The 17,873-nt window shown below is 71.3% G+C and carries 20 protein-coding genes and 1 pseudogene; 9 read left to right on the top strand and 12 right to left on the bottom strand.

What is annotated here, in order from left to right; translation table 11 throughout:
• Positions 1-54: 54 nt before the first annotated feature.
• Positions 55-858, top strand: coding sequence for an SDR family oxidoreductase (locus AB0B33_RS09990; RefSeq protein WP_360769125.1), 804 nt, complete (start codon positions 55-57; stop codon positions 856-858).
• Between the two features lie 59 nt (positions 859-917).
• Entirely contained in the window at positions 918-1,808 is an 891-nt protein-coding gene (locus AB0B33_RS09985) for a helix-turn-helix transcriptional regulator (protein ID WP_360769122.1), read from the top strand.
• An 8-nt stretch (positions 1,809-1,816) separates the two neighbouring features.
• Here the strand turns inward: AB0B33_RS09985 and AB0B33_RS09980 are convergent, their stop codons facing one another.
• Together AB0B33_RS09980 and AB0B33_RS09975 are read right to left on the bottom strand one after the other, a co-directional pair.
• Positions 1,817-2,149 (bottom strand): transcriptional regulator, encoded by a 333-nt coding sequence (locus AB0B33_RS09980; RefSeq protein ID WP_225440375.1) that lies wholly within the window; start codon positions 2,147-2,149, stop codon positions 1,817-1,819.
• Positions 2,146-2,979: a hypothetical protein gene (locus AB0B33_RS09975; RefSeq protein WP_360769119.1), complete on the bottom strand. Its 834-nt coding sequence runs from the start codon at positions 2,977-2,979 to the stop codon at positions 2,146-2,148. Before AB0B33_RS09975 ends, AB0B33_RS09980 begins: the two co-directional genes overlap by 4 nt.
• A gap of 252 nt (positions 2,980-3,231) precedes the next feature.
• On the opposite strand from AB0B33_RS09975, the pseudogene AB0B33_RS09970 reads away from it, so the two are divergent.
• Positions 3,232-3,623: pseudogene (locus tag AB0B33_RS09970) on the top strand (IS630 family transposase); the annotation flags it as partial.
• On the opposite strand, the gene AB0B33_RS09965 reads toward AB0B33_RS09970, so the two are convergent.
• The 3 genes from AB0B33_RS09965 to AB0B33_RS09955 form a co-directional block, all read right to left on the bottom strand.
• A complete protein-coding gene (locus tag AB0B33_RS09965; protein WP_360769117.1) occupies positions 3,613-4,581 on the bottom strand; it encodes a YdcF family protein in 969 nt (322 codons plus the stop codon). The pseudogene AB0B33_RS09970 and the gene AB0B33_RS09965 overlap by 11 nt on opposite strands.
• A 73-nt stretch (positions 4,582-4,654) precedes the next feature.
• Positions 4,655-6,178 carry a catalase gene (locus AB0B33_RS09960; RefSeq protein WP_360769114.1) on the bottom strand — a complete coding sequence of 508 codons (1,524 nt, stop codon included), beginning with the start codon at positions 6,176-6,178 and terminating at the stop codon, positions 4,655-4,657.
• Complete coding sequence (locus AB0B33_RS09955; protein ID WP_360769111.1) at positions 6,175-6,609, bottom strand: Fur family transcriptional regulator; 435 nt, start codon at positions 6,607-6,609, stop codon at positions 6,175-6,177. The genes AB0B33_RS09960 and AB0B33_RS09955 overlap by 4 nt, the downstream gene beginning before the upstream one ends.
• A gap of 104 nt (positions 6,610-6,713) precedes the next feature.
• Between AB0B33_RS09955 and AB0B33_RS09950 the strand changes: the two genes are divergently transcribed.
• Together AB0B33_RS09950 and AB0B33_RS09945 are read left to right on the top strand one after the other, a co-directional pair.
• Entirely contained in the window at positions 6,714-7,067 is a 354-nt protein-coding gene (locus AB0B33_RS09950; RefSeq protein ID WP_247023595.1) for a DNA polymerase ligase N-terminal domain-containing protein, read from the top strand.
• Positions 7,068-7,082: 15 nt separating this feature from the next.
• The gene (locus AB0B33_RS09945) at positions 7,083-7,478 is read left to right on the top strand and encodes a hypothetical protein (RefSeq protein ID WP_360769108.1); all 396 of its coding nucleotides are present in this window, start codon (positions 7,083-7,085) and stop codon (positions 7,476-7,478) included.
• Here AB0B33_RS09945 and AB0B33_RS09940 read toward each other — a convergent pair.
• The 6 genes from AB0B33_RS09940 to AB0B33_RS09915 all read right to left on the bottom strand — a co-directional run bounded on the left by AB0B33_RS09940 (position 7,394) and on the right by AB0B33_RS09915 (position 13,777).
• Entirely contained in the window at positions 7,394-8,140 is a 747-nt protein-coding gene (locus AB0B33_RS09940) for a DUF998 domain-containing protein (protein WP_360769105.1), read from the bottom strand. The two genes, AB0B33_RS09945 and AB0B33_RS09940, sit on opposite strands and share 85 nt — an antisense overlap.
• 142 nt (positions 8,141-8,282) lie before the next feature.
• A complete protein-coding gene (locus tag AB0B33_RS09935; RefSeq protein WP_360769102.1) occupies positions 8,283-9,149 on the bottom strand; it encodes an NAD(+)/NADH kinase in 867 nt (288 codons plus the stop codon).
• 33 nt (positions 9,150-9,182) lie between these two features.
• Complete coding sequence (locus AB0B33_RS09930) at positions 9,183-10,658, bottom strand: NAD(P)/FAD-dependent oxidoreductase (RefSeq protein ID WP_360769099.1); 1,476 nt, start codon at positions 10,656-10,658, stop codon at positions 9,183-9,185.
• On the bottom strand, positions 10,655-11,518 hold the full coding sequence (locus AB0B33_RS09925) for an SDR family NAD(P)-dependent oxidoreductase (RefSeq protein WP_360769096.1): 864 nt from the start codon (positions 11,516-11,518) through the stop codon (positions 10,655-10,657). Before AB0B33_RS09925 ends, AB0B33_RS09930 begins: the two co-directional genes overlap by 4 nt.
• Before the next feature lie 67 nt (positions 11,519-11,585).
• Positions 11,586-12,476, bottom strand: coding sequence for an alpha/beta hydrolase (locus tag AB0B33_RS09920; RefSeq protein ID WP_360769093.1), 891 nt, complete (start codon positions 12,474-12,476; stop codon positions 11,586-11,588).
• Positions 12,473-13,777, bottom strand: coding sequence for a cytochrome P450 (locus AB0B33_RS09915; RefSeq protein WP_360769090.1), 1,305 nt, complete (start codon positions 13,775-13,777; stop codon positions 12,473-12,475). Before AB0B33_RS09915 ends, AB0B33_RS09920 begins: the two co-directional genes overlap by 4 nt.
• Positions 13,778-13,856: 79 nt before the next feature.
• On the opposite strand from AB0B33_RS09915, the gene AB0B33_RS09910 reads away from it, so the two are divergent.
• The 3 genes from AB0B33_RS09910 to AB0B33_RS09900 all read left to right on the top strand — a co-directional run bounded on the left by AB0B33_RS09910 (position 13,857) and on the right by AB0B33_RS09900 (position 16,117).
• A complete protein-coding gene (locus tag AB0B33_RS09910) occupies positions 13,857-14,483 on the top strand; it encodes a helix-turn-helix domain-containing protein (RefSeq protein WP_360769087.1) in 627 nt (208 codons plus the stop codon).
• Positions 14,484-14,537: 54 nt separating this feature from the next.
• Positions 14,538-15,581 carry an alcohol dehydrogenase catalytic domain-containing protein gene (locus AB0B33_RS09905; RefSeq protein WP_360769085.1) on the top strand — a complete coding sequence of 348 codons (1,044 nt, stop codon included), beginning with the start codon at positions 14,538-14,540 and terminating at the stop codon, positions 15,579-15,581.
• Positions 15,582-15,790: 209 nt separating this feature from the next.
• Positions 15,791-16,117, top strand: coding sequence for a hypothetical protein (locus AB0B33_RS09900; protein ID WP_360769082.1), 327 nt, complete (start codon positions 15,791-15,793; stop codon positions 16,115-16,117).
• A gap of 37 nt (positions 16,118-16,154) precedes the next feature.
• Here the strand turns inward: AB0B33_RS09900 and AB0B33_RS09895 are convergent, their stop codons facing one another.
• On the bottom strand, positions 16,155-17,126 hold the full coding sequence (locus tag AB0B33_RS09895) for an SEFIR domain-containing protein (RefSeq protein ID WP_247023585.1): 972 nt from the start codon (positions 17,124-17,126) through the stop codon (positions 16,155-16,157).
• 181 nt (positions 17,127-17,307) lie between these two features.
• On the opposite strand from AB0B33_RS09895, the gene AB0B33_RS09890 reads away from it, so the two are divergent.
• Positions 17,308-17,871: a TIR domain-containing protein gene (locus AB0B33_RS09890; protein WP_247023584.1), complete on the top strand. Its 564-nt coding sequence runs from the start codon at positions 17,308-17,310 to the stop codon at positions 17,869-17,871.
• Positions 17,872-17,873: the final 2 nt, after the last annotated feature.

The following is a 17,873-nucleotide window of genomic DNA, read 5'->3' as shown; positions in this document are numbered from 1 at the left end:
GTGAACCTGGTTGAGCCGGCTCACGGCTTCCACGGCAGGAGGAACGGAAAACCCATGGCGGACCACCAGTTCACCACCCACTCAGGCCTTTTCGACCTGAGCGGGAAGTACGCACTCGTCACCGGCGGCACCAAGGGCATCGGGATGATGATCGCGCGCGGCCTCCTGCAGGCCGGCGCCCGCGTCGTCATCAGCTCGCGCAACGCGGACACGTGCGCGGAGGCACAGCGCCGGCTGTCGGGATTCGGCGACGTCCGAGCGATCCCCGCCGACCTGTCCGAGCACGGCGAGTGCCGGCGCCTCGCCGATCTCGTCCAGGCCGGCTCGGACCGCCTGGACATCCTCGTCAACAACGCGGGAGCGATGTGGCGCGAGCCGCTGGCGACGTTCCCGGACGAGGCGTGGGACACGGTGCTCGACCTCAACCTCAAGTCGCCGTTCTGGCTGGTGCAGGCGCTGCTCCCCGCACTTCGCCGGGCGGGCACGGCCGATGATCCCGCGCGGGTCATCAACATCGGCAGCATCGCCGCCATCCACGTCGCCGAGTCGCCCAACTACTCCTACGCCGCCAGCAAAGCGGCGCTCCACCAGCTCACCAGGGTGCTGGCCAGGGAACTGGGCCCCCAGCACGTCGCGGTGAACGCGGTGGCCCCGGGACCGTTCCCGTCGCACATGATGGCGGCCACGCTCGACGCCGTCGGCGACACGATCACGGCGAAGGCCCCGCTGCGCCGGCTCGGCCGCGACGACGACATGGCGGGAATCGCGGTGTTCCTCGCCAGCCGGGCCGGGTCCTACCTGACGGGCACCGTCATCCCGAGCGACGGCGGCATCGCCACTACCGCGACCGGTACGTAGCCGTCGCGGGGTACCCGCAGTACCTCCCTCCGCCCGCGGACAGCGCCTAGGGTGGGGGAGTGGCCAAGATCGATCTGCGCACCGAGATCAAGGAGTTCCTGAGCTCGCGGCGCGCGCGGATCGCGCCCGAACGGGCCGGACTGCCCGCCTACGGGGGCAACCGCCGGGTCAAAGGCCTGCGTCGCGAAGAAGTGGCTCTCCTGGCGGGGGTGTCGGTCGACTACTACGTGCGGCTGGAGCGTGGCGGCCTCGCCGGCGCCTCCGACGGGGTCCTCGACGCGCTGGCCACTGCCCTGCACCTCGACGAGGCCGAGCGCGATCACCTGTTCCACCTCGCGCGGCAGTCCGGGGCGCCCGGCGGTCCGCGCCGCCGGCGACCCGCCGCGACGGTGCGTCCGGCGCTTCAGCGGGTGCTCGACGCCACCACCGAGGCGCCCGCGTGGATTTGCAACGGCCGTTACGACGTGCTGGCCGTGAATGACCTGGCCCGCGCGCTGTATTCACCGGTGCTGGCCGACCCGCGACGGCCGGCGAACACCGCGCGGTTCGTGTACCTGGATCCCGAAGCGGCGAGGACGTTCTTCGTCGACTACGACCGGGTCGCCCGCGATGTGGCCGCGAAGCTGCGCATGGAAGCCGGCCGCGATCCGCACGACGAGGAGCTGCTCGCCCTGGTCGAGGAACTGTCGGCACGCAGTGAACCGTTCCGGCGGGGGTGGGCGGCTCAGGACGTCCGGCTCCACCGGTCCGGCCGCAAGCGCATCCACCACCCGGTGGTGGGCCGGCTCGACCTGGACGTCGAGTCGATGGAGCTGCCCGCCGAACCGGGCCTGCTCCTGAACGTCTACACCGCGCCGGCCGGCACGGCGACCGCGGACGGCCTGGTCCTGCTGGCGTCGTGGGCGGCCGGCCGGGAGAGGTCCGCGACCGAGGTCCAAGCACCCGGCTGACGCCTGGATCAGGTCGTGCGCGGCCGCGCCGGGACCGCGCGCTCGACCGCCGACACCAGGGCCCGCAGCGCGGCCACCTCCGCGGCGAGTGCCTTGCGGCCCGCCGGGCTGATCGTGATCCACGTGCGGGGCCGCTTGCCCTCGTACCCCTTCTCGACGTCGATCAGCCCGGCCTCCTCGAGGATCGTGACGTGCCGGGAAAGGTTCCCGGCCGTCATGTCCAGCGTCCGGCGCAGGTACCCGAAGTCCACCTTCCCGGCCTCGGCGGCGATGGTGAGGATGCCGAGGCGGTGCCGCTGGTGGACCGTTTCGTCCAGGCCGGCCGCGGGGTGCTCGCTCACGCGCGCGGCCGCCGCTCGTGCCAGGCCGCGAAGGCGCCGCCCGCGAGCAGCACCAGCCCCGGGGGCAGCGTGTTCGTGAACGCCATCGTCGCTTCTCCTTCGTAGCGCGCGAAAAGGCCGAGGTGGAAGAAGACGTGCTGCACGTTGTAGAGGTTCACCAGCAGCGCTGACGCCGCGAAGAGCCCGCTGACGACGCCGAGCACCCGGCTGCGCTCCAGCCACGCCAGCCCCAGCAGGCCGAGCGCGATCGTGAGGAGCGGCGCGTACGGCCGGGCGGGCGCGAGCGCGAGGTCGAGCATCGCCAGCACGACGAAGCCGCAGACCATCGTGGCGGCCGTGGCCGCACCGCGCGCGCCCCGGCCGTCGAGCCGCGTCCGCAGCGCCAGGATCCCGGCGCCGGCCAGCAGGGCGACGGTCGCCACCGGGACGGTGAACGACGGCTGCGCGTACGGCGACCGCGCGACGCGGTAGGCGAAGGACTCCACCACCGGCAGCCCGAGCGAGACGCCGAGGACGCCGACCAGCCCGATCGCGAGGTAGCCGCGGATCGGCGTCCGCACCCCGCTGCGGTGGCCGCGGTAGAGGTACCAGGCGGCCGTGGCGAGGAACCCGCCGACGACCACGGCCAGCCAGTACAGCTGCAACGGCGTCCCGAACCAGACCCCGGCGAGCCCGAACCGCGGCGGCCCGCCCTCGGCCCACAGCGGCGCCAGCAGCACGAGCACGCCGAACAGCAGCAGCGGCGGGACGTAGGCGTGCCGGTCCGCCCGGGTCCGTGCGCGCAGCCGCGTCATCTCGTCGAGCAGCGCGGCCGGCGGCAGATCGGTCATGTGTGCTCCCCGGATTCGTAACTGGTTTATTGGGCAAACCAGATCTGCGGATGAACCTAGCGCACGGAGGGGGTGACGCGGAAGCGCGGTCGTGGGCCGGGCGGCGAACCGGCCGCGGCGCAGGAAGGAGCGGATGGCCCGGCGGGAGTGGCCCTTGTCCGCCGGCACTCTGTTCGGGCGGCCTGATGGCCCCGTACGTCCAGTGTCCTGAGTCTTGATCTCGTGGTCAGTGTCTAAAGTGCCGTGATGCCGGCCCACGACTACGTGTGGCACGGCACCACCAGCCTGTTCGCCGCCCTGAACCCGGCCACCGGGTCGGTGATCGCCCAGCACGACCGACGGCACCGGCATCAGGAGTTCCAAATTCCTCACGACCATCGACGCCAACACACAAGACCCCGGCGATCAAGAACTGGCTGCTGCAGCACCCGCGTTTCCCCGTGCGCTTCACCCCGACCAGCGCCTCCTGGCTCAACCTGGTCGAACGCTGGTTCGCCGAGCTGACCAACCGCAAGCTCCGCCGATCCGCCCACCGCAGCGTCACCGAACTCGAAGCCGACGTCGAGGCCTGGATCGGCGCCTGGAACGACGACCCCAAGCCCTTCGTCTGGACCAAGACCGCCGACCAGGACACTAGGCCGTGAACGCCAGCACCAAGCCGGTGCCGGCGATCGCCGCGCACGCCGCGATCGTCGTCCGGCGGTAGTGGAGGATCAGCGCCGCGAACTCGCGCAGCAGCGCGCTCGGCAGGAAGTACCGCGCGGTCGGCGACCCGGTCGCGTGGAACGGCAGGTGCAGCCGGCGGCACTCCACCGCGGCCCGGAACACGTGGTAGCTGCTCGTCACCGCGACCACCCGGTGGGCGTCGCGCGGCAGCAGCTCCGCCGAGAAGCGCAGGTTCTCCTCGGTCGTGGTGGCCCGGTCCTCGCGGCGGATCCGCTCGGCCGGGATCCCGCGCTCCCGCAGGTAGGCGTGCATCGCTTCGGCCTCGGTGACCGTCTCGCCGGGACCGCACCCGCCCGAAACCACCAGCAGTGGCGGCTCCGGTTCCCGCGCGGCGAGCCGGAGCGCGCGATCGAGGCGCCCGGCCAGCAGCGGCGGCACCCGATTCCCGGCCAGGCCGCACCCGAGCACGATGATCGCGTCGATGCCGCCCCGCCGTCCGATCCGGCTGTACACCGCGGAATACACCAGCAGCGACAGGAACAGGAACCCGAAGTAGCAGGCGAGCACGGCCGCGATGCCCACCAGCGCCGAGCCCCACCGCCCCAGCGGGACGAAGAACAGCGCTTCCAGCGCGAGGAGGCCGGCACCGAGGCCGAGCGACAGGAGGTTCCCGGTGCTGCGCCCTTCCCGCCGCCACATCTGGATGCCGTTGACGACCAGCGCGACCGGCAGCACCAGCGCGCCGAGCACCACCGCGGCGCCGGCCACCGCCACCAGCACCGGGGTTTCCCGCAGCAGCCACAGCGCGGTCAGCAGCAGCGCCACGCCGAGCCAGACGGCGTTGCCGAGCCGCCGCGGCTCGCGCGCCAGCCGCACCGCGAACACGAGGAGCGCCACCGCGGCCGCGACCGGCAGCACCCCGCCGGCGACGTTCACTCGGGCCTCCTTGGCTGTTCCCCCGCGCGGAGGTCCAACCTAGCCCGTGCGCCGCCGCCGGCTCCGGGGAGGGCTAAGCCTTGCGCTGCATGCTCGAGCGCGCCGGGTTGCCCTGGTCGGCGGCCTTCGGGTCCTTCTCGTCCTGCTTGGCGCGCACACCGGACTCGATCCGGTCGCCGAGGTCCTTGTCGACGTTGCGCCAGTAGTCGAAGGCGCGCGTCAGCACCGGCTCGCCCACGCCGTTGAGCAGGTGTCCGACGATGTTGTCGACCAGCCGCGCGCGCTGCTCGTCGTCGAGGACTTCGCGGACCATCGTGCCGGCCTGGCCGAAGTCGTCGTCGTCCTCGCGCAGCGCGTAGGCGGTGCGGACCATGTCGCCGTCGGTGTGCCAGCCCGCCGGGGTGCCGTAGCGGGCGACGTCGGCGTGCGGGCCGCCCTTGGAGTTCGGCGCGTACACCGGGTCGGACACCTTCGTGTACCGCATCGCGCCGTCCTTGCTGTAACTGTGGACGGGCGCGACGGGCGCGTTGACCGGCAGCTGCCGGTAGTTCGCGCCGATCCGGTAGCGGTGTGCGTCCGGGTAGGAGAACAGGCGGCCGAGCAGCATCTTGTCCGGGCTGGCGCCGATGCCGGGCACCAGGTTGCTCGGCTCGAACGCGGCCTGCTCGATCTCGGTGTGGTGGTCGGTCGGGTTGCGGTCGAGCGTCATCCGGCCGACATCGATCAGCGGGTAGTCGCCGTGCGGCCACACCTTCGTGAGGTCGAACGGGTTGAACCGGTAGGTCTTGGCGTCGTCGAACGGCATGACCTGCACCTTCAGCGTCCAGCTCGGGTGGTCGCCGCGCTCGATCGCCTCGTACAGGTCGCGCGTGTGGTAGTCGGTGTCGGCCGAGGCCATCTGGTCGGCTTCGTCCTGGGTGAAGCACTCCACGCCCTGGTCGGTCTTGAAGTGGTACTTCACCCAGAAGCGTTCACCGGCGGCGTTGACCCACATGTAGGTGTGGGAGCTGTAGCCGTTCATGTGCCGCCAGGTCCGCGGGATGCCGCGGTCGCCCATCAGCCACGTCACCTGGTGCGCCGACTCCGGCGACAGCGTCCAGAAGTCCCACTGCATGTCGTGGTCGCGCAGGTTGTTGTCCGCGCGGCGCTTCTGCGAGCGGATGAAGTGCTGGAACTTCAAGGGGTCCCGGATGAAGAAGACCGGGGTGTTGTTCCCGACCATGTCGTAGTTGCCTTCGCTGGTGTAGAACTTCACCGCGAAGCCGCGCGGATCGCGCCAGGTGTCGGGGCTGCCCCGCTCCCCGGCGACGGTGGAGAAGCGGATCAGCAGGTCGGTCGTCGTTCCCGGCTGGAACACCGCCGCCTTGGTGTACGCGCTGACGTCGCCGGTCACCTCGAACCGCCCGAACGCGCCGCTGCCCTTCGCGTGCGGCTGGCGCTCCGGGACGCGTTCGCGGTTGAACTGCGCCATCTGCTCGATGAGGTAGCTGTCCTGCAGCAGGATCGGGCCGTCCGGGCCGACCGTGAGCGAGTGTTCGTCGCTCTCGACCGGGATCCCGGCGTCGGTGGTGGTCGGTTCGGGAGGGGACTGCGTCATCGCGGTGTCTCTTTCCGCGGAGTGGCGCGGCAGCCGGGGCAGACGCCCCAGAACACCACTTCCGCTTCGTCGATCAAGAAGTCGTGCGCGTCGTCCGGGGCCAGGCACGGTGCTTCGCCGACCACGCAGTCGACGTCTTCCGTCCGCCCGCACGAGCGGCACACGACGTGGTGGTGGTTGTCCCCGGCCCGCCGTTCGAAGCGGGCGGGGTGTCCGGGCAGCTCGATCCGCCGGATCAGGCCGGCTTCCGTACACGCGCCCAGGACGTCGTAGACGCCTTGGGTGGAAACCGAACCCAGCGCCGAGCGGACCCCGGTGCCGATTTCGTCCACTGTGGAGTGAGGATGACCGGCCAGCCACGCGAGCACCGCCCGGCGCGGCTGGGTGACCCGCAGACCGGCGGCCCGCAGCGCGGTGGTCACATCGCTCATGGACCCCACCGTGCGCGCTTCTTCGGAATGAGTCAAGTCCACGGATGGACTGTTTGGCGCGCGGGAAAACGGGTAGTAGCCGGGAGTTCTGGCATCGTGGGGTGATGAGCGAGCGACCGGCTTTCGTGCTGCACGAGCACTGGCGGCCGCGGCACCACTTCGACCTCCGCCTGGAGGAAGACGGCGTGCTGCGGTCGTGGGCGGTGCCTCGGGGACTGCCACCGGACACCCGCGGCAACCGGCTCGCGGTCGCCGTCCCCGATCACGCGCTCGACCACCTCGGGTACGAGGACGAGACGAAGAAGGTCGCCGACACGGGGTGGTGGGAGGAGCACGACCGGACGGAGAAGCGGATCTTGTTCACGTTGCACGGGCGGACGTCGTCGGTGCGGTACGCGCTGATCCGGACCGAGCGCGACTGGCTGCTGCACCGGACGCGGGAGCAGCCGGAGGCGTAGCGAACGACCGCCTTCGTGCGACTCGTCCGCGTGCTGGCTTCACTCCTGCCGGGGCTGCGCGAGGTGCGCACCCCGATCGCCGGCGGGTTCGCGTGGCTGCTCGCGGTCGCGGACCCCTTGCCGGAGAGCCGCCCTCTGCAGCGCGCCTTCGCGGCGCTGTGGGACCTGGGCGCCTACGTGGGCAAGGTGGCCTGCTGGTCGTGGTGTCGTTCGCGGCCTACCTGGTCGAGGGCGTTCCTGGAGGTCGATCCGCTGCACTTGTGGGAGCACGGCGGGCTCTTCCGGCAGGGCGTCCGCTGCGCGATCCGGTCGCGGGAAATCATCGTTCAGGCCGTCGTCGCGGAGGTCGTCACGTCCCGGTTCCTCGGCAGCCTCGGCCAGCCGGACAACGGCGAACCCGCACCCGCCTGAACCGGGCGCATCGCGCGGTGGGCCCACTGCCCGAGCACCGCCAGCAACGCGATCTCCAGCACCATCATCAGCCGTTCCACCAGGCCCGTCGCCACCGTCGGCAGGTGGCCGCCCAGTACGACGTTCACCGCGAACGGGACGATGAACGGCAGGTAGAACGGGATGGCCGCCAGTGCCAGCCGCCGCGACCAGGCCGCGAACCGGCGCCAGCGCGGGTCGTCGCGGTGCCGGCGGCCCAGTGCCCAGCCGACCACCGGCAGGCTCAGGCACGTCACCGCCGACGCGTACAGGTGGATCTTGCCCGTCGCCGTGATCGCGCCGCCCTGCGGATCCTTCGCGAACACCGCCACCGCCAGCAGGCTCACGCACCACAGCGCCTTCGCCGCCACCAGGGCCGGGTTCGCCAGCAGGCCGCGGCGGTACAGCGCGACCAGCAGCAACGCCGAGCCCGTGCTGGTCAGCAGCAGCGCGCCGTCCCACAGCCAGCGGCCGGGGCTCAGCGCGTAGTCGCTGAGCATCGTGCTCACCGGGTCGAGCGGCGCCACCCGCCGGTCGAGGTGCAGCACGGCCAGGAGCACCACGGCCCCGGCGAAGGCGGCCAGGGCGCCGGGGACGAGCAGCCGGGAGCGGAGGGACGGACGGGCGGGTGAAGGGCACAGCATGCGTGGAAACACTCCGGGACGGCTCGGCTGGTTCAGGCGAAGTCGCGGACGCTACCCGTGACCATTCCGTGATCCAAGCGCGACACACCCGAGATGTGACCCAGGCCACCCAGGCGGAGCTTTCGTAGGGAAAGTGGCGTCTTCAGAGCTCGCCGTCGCCGGGGATCTCCGCCGAGTCCGTCAGCCGGAGCTTGCGCCGGGCGCGCTGGTAGAACGTCGTCATGCCGAGCCGGACCACCCGCGCCGCGCTCGGGCGGGCGCTCAGGTCGAGGCGATCGCCGGGGGAGACGTAGCCCTCGACCTGGCCGTCGACCTCCACCGCGAGCCGCCCGCTGGTCGGCAGCAGCTCCAGCGTCACCTCGTCGTGCACCGAGAGGACGATGCCCCGGCTGTACGCCGAGTGCGGCGCCGCGGGCGTGACCAGCAGCGCTTCGACCGACGGGCTGGTGATCGGCCCGCCGGCGGAGAAGCTGTACGCCGTCGAGCCGGTCGGGGTCGCCACGACCACCGCGTCCGCCGAGTAGCTCACGAACTGCTGCCCGCCGACGCGGACCGCGACCACCGCGCTGCCGTCGCCGGGCACGCGCACCACCGCGATGTCGTTGAACGCCGTGATCCGCCGCCCGGCGAGCACCGCGTCCACGGCCAGCCGCGGCTCGACCGTGAACTGGTGGTCGTCGATCGCCGAGAGCGCGCCCGGCAGGTCCGGGACGTCGACCTCGGCCAGGAAGCCGAGCTTGCCGAGGTTCACCCCGAGCACCGGCGCGCGCTGCCCGTCGGCCAGCCGCATGGCGCGCAGCATCGTGCCGTCGCCGCCCAGGCTGACCACGAGGTCGGCGCGCCGCCCGAGCTCTTCGGGCGTCACGCCGATCGCCGCGCAGTCCAGCCGGACGATCTCGTCCTCGATGCCGAGGATTTCGATCCCCCGGTTGCCCGCCCAGCCGAGCACGGCTTCGACGGCGGCCGCCGAGTCGCGGCGGGGGTGCAGCACCAGTCCCGCGGAGTGCATGTCAGCGGCCCCGGGCGGGGGCGGTTCCGAGCGTCATGCGCCCAGTCTGCCCGCTCCCGCCCGCCGTCGCGAGAACCGCAGCGCGCCGTCGTCGATCCGCCCGTGCCGGAGCTTGACGACGTCGTGCGCGTAGCTCATGCCCAGCTGCCACGGCGCCCGCGAACCCGCCTTCGGGAATTCGTCGATCGACCGCAGCACGTACCCGGCGTCGAAGTCCAGCAGCGGCCGCTCGGTGACCGCCGGGTCGTCGTTGACCGGCACGGCCTGGTCGTGCCCGGTGCGGTCGAGGTGGCGCAGCAGCCGGACGAAGTACTCGCCGACCAGATCGGCCTTGAGCGTCCAGGACGCGTTCGTGTACCCGATCGTGAAGATGAAGTTCGGCACCCCGCTGAGCATCATGCCCTTGTAGGCCATGGTTTCCGGCAGCTTCACCGGGTCGCCGTCGACGACCAGGTCGATCCCGCCGAAGGCCAGCAGCTTCAGCCCGGTGGCGGTGACCACGACGTCCGCTTCGAGCTCGTCGCCCGATTCCAGCCGGATGCCGTGCTCGGTGAAGGAGGCGATCCGGTCGGTGGCGATCGAGGCGTCCCCGCGCTTGATCGAGCGGAACAGGTCGCCGTCCGGCACCAGGCAGAGCCGCTGGTCCCAGGGCTGGTAGCGCGGCTTGAAGTGGGTGTCGACGGCGTACCCGGGCGGCAGCTGCTTCATCGCGGCCTTGCGGATCATCGCCTTGACCACGCCGGGGCGGCGCCGGCTGAGCTGGTAGATCAGCGTGCTGACGGCGACGTTCTTCCATCGCGCGATCGGGTACGCCAGCTTCGGCCCGAGCAGGCCGCGCAACCGGTTCGCCAGCGCGTCCTCCGACGGCAGCGAAAGGATGTAGGTGGGGGAGCGCTGCAGCATCGTCACGTGCCCGGCGCGCTCGGCCATCGCCGGGACGAGCGTCACGGCGGTCGCGCCACTGCCGATGACGACGACCTTCTTGCCGGTGTAGTCGAGGTCCTCGGGCCACTGCTGCGGGTGCACGACCATGCCGCCGAAGTTCTCGAGGCCCGGGAACTCCGGCGTGTGGCCGCCCGCGTAGTCGTAGTAGCCGCTGCACAGGTAAAGGAACTTCGCGGTGAACTCGACGGGTTTCCCGTCGTGCACCGCCTCGACCGTCCACAACGCGTCCTCCGTGGACCATTCGGCGCGGACCACCTTGTGCCCGAACCGGATGTGCCGGTCGATCCCGGCGTCGGCCGCGGTGTCGCGGACGTAGCGCAGGATCGACGGGCCGTCCGCGATGGCCTTCGCGTCGGTCCACGGCCGGAACCGGTAGCCGAGGGTCTGCATGTCCGAATCGGAGCGGACGCCCGGGTAGCGGAACAGGTCCCAGGTGCCGCCGATGGCGTCGCGGGCCTCCAGGATCGCGTACGTCTTGCGCGGGAACGCCGTCCGCAGGTGGTGGGCCGCGCCGACACCGGACAGCCCGGCGCCGACGATCAGGACTTCGACGTGCTCGGTCATCGGACGGCCTCCTTCCGCCGCGGGCGCCTCATCACACGCGAAAGCACGGCGTTGTAGTGGGTGGGGGTGATGCGGGCCAGCGCGTCGAACAGGTAGGCGTCCGGGCCGACCAGGATGCGGGCCTTCCCGCGGTCGACGCCGGCGTGGATGATCGCGGCCGCCTTGTCCGGCGAGGTCATGGTCATGGCCTCGAACTGCGCGGCCATCTCCTCGCGGCTGCGGCCGAGCCCGGTCGGATCGCGGCGCACGCGGGCGTTGCGCGCGATGTTCGTCGTGATGCCGCCGGGGTGCACGGTGATCGCGCGGACCGCGGAGCCGTGCAGTTCCTGCCGCAGCGATTCGGTGAAACCGCGGACGGCGAACTTCGCCGCGCAGTACGCGCTCTGGTTCGGCATCCCGAGCAGGCCGAACACGCTGGAGGTGTTCACGATCGCGCCTTCGCCCTGCTCGACGAGGATCGGCAGGAACGCGCGCGTGCCGTGCACGACGCCGTGGAAGTTGATGTCGTGCAGCCAGTCGTCGTCTTCGGCCACCGCGTCCAGCACGCTCGAGGTGACCGCGACCCCGGCGTTGTTGAACACCGCGGCCAGCGGCGCCGGGAGCCAGTCCCGCACTTCGGCGGCGAAGCGGAGCTGGTCTTCGGCGTCGCGGACGTCGAGCACCCGGGTGAGCACCCGGCCGTGCAGGGCGGCGGCGGTCGCCTTCAGGCCGTCCGCGTCGACGTCGGCCAGCGCGACCGGCGAGCCGAGCCGGGAGAGCCGGGTGGCCAGCGCGCGGCCGATGCCGGAGGCCGCGCCGGTGATCACCACCGGCCGGCCAGTGAGGCTGTGACGTTTGCGTGCCGATCCGCCGGCAGTCACGGCGGAAACCGTTGCCTCGTGCGGATCGGCTGCGGACCGTTTCCGTCTGCTTTCGGTCGGATCGGCACTACGGGGCCGTGACATCGCTGCTCCTCGCGTGCTTGTCGATGAGGTCGAGGATCGTGGGCCACGCGCCTTCGGGCAGGTCGTGGCCCATGCCGGCGATGGTTTCGCGGCGGGCGCCGCGGATCGCGCGGGCGGTCGCGCCGCCGCCGGTCGGGTGGACCATCCGGTCGCGGTCACCGTGGATCACCAGCGTGGGCGCGGTGATCTTGCGCAGCAGCGGGGTCCGGTTGCCGGACTTCATGATCGCGGCGAGCTGACGGCCGACGCCGCCGGCCGTCGGGTCGCGGTCCCAGCCCGTCCCGGCTGTCTCGCGCACCCGGGCTTCGTCGAACGGGAAGCCGTGCGACCCGATGTGCCGGAACATCCGGACCGCGCTTTCGACGGCCTCTTCGCGTGACTTCGGCGGCTTCGCGCCCATCATCCGCAACGTCGAGAGCGCGGGACGGCCGAGCAGGCGCGACCCGGTGGTCGACATGATCGACGTCAGGGTGCGGATCCGGTCCGGGTACCGCGCGGCGACGGTCTGGGAGATCATGCCGCCCATCGAAACGCCCGCGATGTGCGCGGTTTCGAGGTCCAGGGCGTCGAACAGGCCCAGGGTGTCGGCGGCCATGTCGAGCAGGTCGTACTGCTGCTCGGGAAACCGCCCGGCGAGCATGCCGGCGAGGCTCGGCGGCCGGAAGCGCGGGTGCGTCGAGCGCCCGGCGTCGCGGTTGTCGAAGCGGACGACTTCGAAGCCGCGCTCGGCGAGCTGCGCGCAGAAGGCGTCCGGCCAGCTGTGCAACTGCTGGCCGAGGCCGGCGACGAGCACCAAGGGCTCGGCGCCGGTGTCCCCGATCCGTTCGTACACCAGGGAAATGCCCCGGCCGACGTCGGCGGTCTGTTCGGTCACGAATCTCCTCCGGTGCTCCGGCGGCGCACGATGGCGCGGCCGCCCTTGGCGAGGGCGTAGGCCACGCCCCGCGAGTGCCAGCGTTCGCCGGGCTCGGTCGTCGGCACGAGCGTGAAGTCCCGCAGCAACGTCCGCACCACGACGGTCATCTCCATGGTGGCGAAGGCGGCGCCGAGGCAGCGGCGGGTGCCTCCGCCGAACGGGATCCACTGGTAGAGATCCGGGCGTGCGCCTTCGAAGCGGTGCGGGTCGAAGGTGGCCGCGTGCGGGAAGACGGCGTCGTCGTCGTGGACCAGCGCGATGCTGACCAGCACGTTGTAGCCCTTCGGCAGCGTCCAGCGGCCGAGCCGGAAGCCGTCCTGCTTGACCTGGCGGGCGGTGAGGTCGATGACCGGACGGCTGCGCTGGACCTCGAGGATGGTCGCGTCGAGGAGCTTCCCGTCGTCCGCCTCGACTCCGGCTTCGAGTTCGGCCAGCAGCGCGGGGTGGCGGCGAAGGCGTTCGACGGCCCAGGCCAGCGTGGTCGCCGTGGTTTCGTGCCCGGCGGTGAGCAGGGTGAGGAGCTGGTCGGCGATGTCCTCGCGGGTGAGCCCGGAACCGTCGTCGTAGCGGGTCTGCAGCATCATCGCGAGGACGTCGTCGCCGTCCGGGCGGGCCTTGGCGATCAGCCGGTCGACGATCGCGTCGTACTCGCGGCGCATCCGTTCGAAGCGGCGCCACGGGTTGAAGCGGCCCTTCTTCGGGATCGGCAGGACGGCCAGGCGCGACCCGAGCGTGACGAACGGCGGAAGCAGCTCACGCAGCTGGGCGAACTCGGCCCCCTCGGCGCCGAACACCGCGCGGAGGATGGCGTTGAGCGTGATCCGCATCATCGACGGCAGCGTGGCGAAGGCCTTTCCCTCCGGCCAGCTCGCCAGCTCGCGGACGGTTTCTTCCTCGACGATCCGCTCGTAGGCGGCGAGGCGGCGGCCGTGGAAGGGCGGCACGAGGAGCTTGCGCTGCCGCTTGTGTTCGTCGCCGGAGAGGGCGAACAGCGACCGCGGCCCGAGCACGCGGCCGAGGTTGACTTCGAGGTTGTCGACGAGGTCGGGGCCGGCGGTGAAGAGCTGCTTGATCTCGGCGGGATTGGCGAGCACGACGGCGTTGCCGAAGATCGGCACGTCGACGGTGAAGGCGTCGCCGTAGCGCTCTTTGAGCCGCCGCATGGCCCGCAACGGTTGCGTGAGCGCGTAGACGCCCTGGACGGCGCGAGGCACGGCCGGCCCCGGCGGCAGCGTCGCGGGGCGTGTCATGGTCGTCATCGACCCTCCCGGAAAGGTGGTACGCGACCGTACCGTCGGTACGGTACGCCGGTGTACCATCCGGTTTCAAGAGGAAGGGGTGACCGCTGTGGACGTCGACACCCGCCGGCACCGCCAGCGCCTGCTGGACGGCCTGGCCGCGTCGATCACCGAGACCGGCTTCCGCGACACGACGGTGGCCGACGTCGTCCGCCGCGCCCGCACCTCCCGCCGGACGTTCTACGAGCACTTCTCGAGTCGCGAAGAGTGCCTGATCGCGCTGCTGGCCGACGCGAACCGCGCGATGATCCAGCAGATCTCCGACGCGGTCGACCCCGCCGCGCAGTGGTCCCTGCAGGTGCGCCAGGCGATAGAGGCGTGGATCGCGTGCGCGGAGTCCGAGCCGGCGATCACGCTGAGCTGGATCCGCGACGTCCCGGCCCTCGGCGCCGCGGCCCGCGACCTGCAGCGCGACGCGATGGAGGGCTTCATCGCGATGACCCAGCGCCTCACGGACACGGCGTCGTTGCGCGCGGCGGGGATCAGCCCGCCGTCCCGCCAGGTGGCGGTGATCCTGCTGGGCGGCCTGCGCGAGCTGATCGCGACCACGGTCGAGGACGGCGGCCGCGCGGGCGACGTCACCGAGGTGGCGGTGCGGGCGTCGATCGCGCTGCTGGGGCCGGACGTGTCTCGAATTGCGACAGCCGGGCCGGGTTCCCGGTCCTAGCGTCGGAACCGGCCGGGCCCGGACGTCTGAGCCGGGCGGCCGACGGAGGCGACGATGAAGGCGCTGGTCTACCACGGTCCGGGTGCGAAGGCCTGGGAAGACGTCCCGGACGCCGCCGTCCAGGAGCCGACCGACGTGGTCGTGCGCGTCGACACCACCACGATCTGCGGCACCGACCTGCACATCCTGCGGGGCGACGTCGCCGCGGTCACCGACGGCCGGATCCTCGGCCACGAAGCGGTCGGCACGGTGACGGCGATCGGGGACGCCGTGCGCGCGTTCGCCGTGGGGGACCGGGTGCTCGTGCCGGCCATCACCCAGTGCGGGCGCTGCGAGTACTGCGGGCGCGGGATGCCGTCGCACTGTCAGACGGTCGGCGGGATCGGCTGGATCTTCGGCCACCTCATCGACGGCACGCAGGCCGAGCTGGTGCGGGTGCCCTACGCGGACACTTCGCTCTACGCGGTGCCGCCGGAGGTCACCGACGAACAGGCGATCTTCCTCGCGGATTCGCTGCCGACGGGCTACGAGGTCGGCGTCCTGGCCGGCCGCGTCCGCCCGGGCGACACGGTGGCGGTGGTCGGCGCCGGCGCGGTCGGCCTGGCCGCGATCCTGACGACCGGGCTCTGGGGCGCAGCGAAGGTGATCGCCGTGGATTCCGACAAGTTCCGCCTCGAGAAGGCACTGGAGTTCGGCGCGACGGACGCGTTCGAAGCCGGCCCGGACACCCGCGCCGATGTGCTGGGCCTGACCGACGGCCTCGGCGTGGACGTGGCGATCGAAGCGGTCGGCTACCCGGAAACCCTGCGCACGGCGGCCTCCCTGGTCCGCCCGGGTGGCCGCATCGCGAACATCGGCGTCCACGGGGTGCCGGTCGAGCTGCCGATGCAGGAGATGTGGATCCAGAACCTGACGCTGACGATGGGCCTGGTCGACACGGTCTCGATCCCGACGCTGCTGAAGATGGTGGCGTCGGGCCGCATCCCGGCCGAGCGCATGGGCACGCACCGGTTCACGTTCGGGGAGGTGGAGGAGGCGTACGAGGTCTTCGCCAACGCGGCCGCGAACTCGGCGTTGAAGGTGGTCATCACCCCGTGAGCGGCTAGGTGAGTAATGCGTAAGTCCGGGTGGTGACCGGAGGCGGACGAAGGGTGTCCAAGGTCCGTTTGTGACGACGGACCTGAACACCCTTCTCACCGCACTCCACGTCGAGATCGACGACCACCTCACCGGCCGGCGCCTCCGAGGCCCGCCGGCTACGGTTCCTGCCCGGCCAATCCGGCTACAACCGCCGCCTGCGTGCCGCATTGCCACTGATCAAGCTCGTCATGCGCTGGCTGGCGGCCGACACCGACCTGTGGACCCCGGTGGAGTACGGCCGGTCCCGGCCCACGGTCAAGTGTTCGGAGCTGGCCGGCTGGGCCAAGCAGGGCTTCTGCCGTTCACACTCGCGCTGGTTCTGGGGACTGCGGCTGCTCATGGCGATCTGCGACCACTACCTCACCGAGTGCGGGGTCCGGCTGATTCGTCCGTCCTACCGCAACCGCAAGCCCGCGTCGCCCGACGCTTCCTGGCACTTACCGCCGCCATCCGGCACAACCGCGCCACCAGCCGGCCCATCACCCGATCCCTGACCGCTTACGACCACTGAACGAACTACGCATTACTCGTCTAGGTCATGGTGGGGTCGCCCAGCGCGAGCTCGGGCGGCCGCCCCGGCCGGGTGACCACGACGGCGGCCGACCCGAACGGCGACGTCGCGGCGCCCGGGCGGGACATCTCCACGCGCAACAGGCGCGCGCCGGTGACGTCGAGGTCGATGGCGGCCGGCTTCCCGGCGGTGACGTCGTGCTGGGCGCGCGGGGTCCCGTCGAGCACCACCCGGACCCGGCCGACCTGGAACTCGTCCCTGGCGTCGTCGGGGACGCCCGCGACGGTGCTGAACCGCTGGTAGTTCCCGCCCAGCTCCAGTTCGACGAACCCGGTTCCGGTGGCCGTCGGCGACGTCGGCCGCAGCACGATGCTCTCCTCGTAGTGCGTGCCGCCGATCGACGCCGGACCGCGGCGCACGCCGTTGCTGGCGCACAGCCACGGCAGCTCGCCCGCGGGCACTTCGCGCGGCTCGCGGGTCCCGCCGAGCCAAGTCCCGCGGCGGGGCATCGGGTACTGGCCCTGCCCGGTGATCGCGGCGATCAGGTCGGCGACGCCGGCTTCGGTGAACTCGTCGATCGAGTACCTCGTCGTCGAGTACGCGTTGAGGAAGGCCGGGATCTCGTCGATCGAACGGCCGGGCAGGACGACGGGCAGCACGCGTTCGGTCTCCCGGCGCAGATCCCGGGTGAGGTTGTCGCGGATGATCGCCGTCTCGAACTGGGACCCCCGGCCCTCGTGCGGCATCGCGGTGCCGTCGGCGCGGCGCTTGTAGTCGGGGGAGGCGACGACGAGGATGAAGTCCGCCTTCTCCAGGTTTTCGGTGGCCCACAACGACCAGTCCCGGCGCCTGTTGTCGTACCAGGCGTCGAGGTGCACGTCCAGGCCGATCCCGACGCGCAAAAACGACGCGAAGCGGTGCACGAGTTCCTTGTGCTCTGGGGTGTCGTGCGCGTAGGTGACGAACACCCGGGGCGCTTCACGGTCGGTCATCGGCAAAACGATTATCCGCCGGTTCGGCGTTTGTCAAGGTTTTCGAGTGGGCCGGAGATATTGTCCAGTGGTGGCCAGGTACTGGCATGGTTCTGTCCAGTTTCCCGCCTTTCCCGGCCGCTCCGGCCCGGCCTAGGATGGCCGTTGCCTGGTGGGGAGCGGTGAAGGAGCGAGCGCACGCGTGTACGAGTACGACGTGTTCATCAGCTACCAACGCACCGGCCGGGACATTTCCGCGTGGGTGAAAAACCATTTCCACCCGCGGCTCTCGGAAGTGCTCGACAACAACCTCTACCGCGACGCGCGGATATTCTGCGACGACCGCGTGCCCACCGGGACCAGCTGGCCGGTCGAATGGCGCACGGCGTTGCAGCACACCCGCGTCCTGGTTCCGGTGTGCTCGCCGAAGTACTTCCGGGACGAATGGTGCCTGGCGGAGTGGTACTCCATGGCGAAGCGCGAGGAGCTGACCGCGGGGCCGCTGATCTACCCGGTGATCTTCTGCGACTCCCGGAACTTCCCGGACTGGGCCCACGAGCGGCGCATGCGCGACCTGCAGCAGTGGAACCACCCGTTCGAGCACTTCCAGCTGGCGCCGGCGTACCTCGAGTTCAACCACAAGATCGCGGAAATCGCCAAGGAACTGGAAGAACTCATCGAACGAGCGCCGGATTGGCGAGCGGACTGGCCGGTGCTGACGCCGGCTCCCGAGCCGTCGAAGCCGGCGCGGATGCCGAGGTTCTGACG

Source organism: Amycolatopsis sp. NPDC049159, from assembly GCF_040648295.1.
Taxonomy (GTDB): Bacteria; Actinomycetota; Actinomycetes; order Mycobacteriales; family Pseudonocardiaceae; genus Amycolatopsis; species Amycolatopsis pretoriensis_A.
Note: the sequence above shows the minus strand (reverse complement) of the source record. Positions and strands in the feature narration are given on the sequence as shown.

Coding starts and splice junctions, on each gene's coding strand:
- AB0B33_RS09930 (WP_360769099.1), bottom strand. CDS start 10,658: ATGACCGAGCACGTCGAAGTCCTGATCGTCGGCGCCGGGCTGTCCGGT.
- AB0B33_RS09990 (WP_360769125.1), top strand. CDS start 55: ATGGCGGACCACCAGTTCACCACCCACTCAGGCCTTTTCGACCTGAGC.
- AB0B33_RS09955 (WP_360769111.1), bottom strand. CDS start 6,609: ATGAGCGATGTGACCACCGCGCTGCGGGCCGCCGGTCTGCGGGTCACC.
- AB0B33_RS09940 (WP_360769105.1), bottom strand. CDS start 8,140: ATGCTGTGCCCTTCACCCGCCCGTCCGTCCCTCCGCTCCCGGCTGCTC.
- AB0B33_RS09950 (WP_247023595.1), top strand. CDS start 6,714: ATGAGCGAGCGACCGGCTTTCGTGCTGCACGAGCACTGGCGGCCGCGG.
- AB0B33_RS09935 (WP_360769102.1), bottom strand. CDS start 9,149: ATGCACTCCGCGGGACTGGTGCTGCACCCCCGCCGCGACTCGGCGGCC.
- AB0B33_RS09915 (WP_360769090.1), bottom strand. CDS start 13,777: ATGACGACCATGACACGCCCCGCGACGCTGCCGCCGGGGCCGGCCGTG.
- AB0B33_RS09905 (WP_360769085.1), top strand. CDS start 14,538: ATGAAGGCGCTGGTCTACCACGGTCCGGGTGCGAAGGCCTGGGAAGAC.
- AB0B33_RS09960 (WP_360769114.1), bottom strand. CDS start 6,178: ATGACGCAGTCCCCTCCCGAACCGACCACCACCGACGCCGGGATCCCG.
- AB0B33_RS09895 (WP_247023585.1), bottom strand. CDS start 17,126: ATGACCGACCGTGAAGCGCCCCGGGTGTTCGTCACCTACGCGCACGAC.
- AB0B33_RS09975 (WP_360769119.1), bottom strand. CDS start 2,979: ATGACCGATCTGCCGCCGGCCGCGCTGCTCGACGAGATGACGCGGCTG.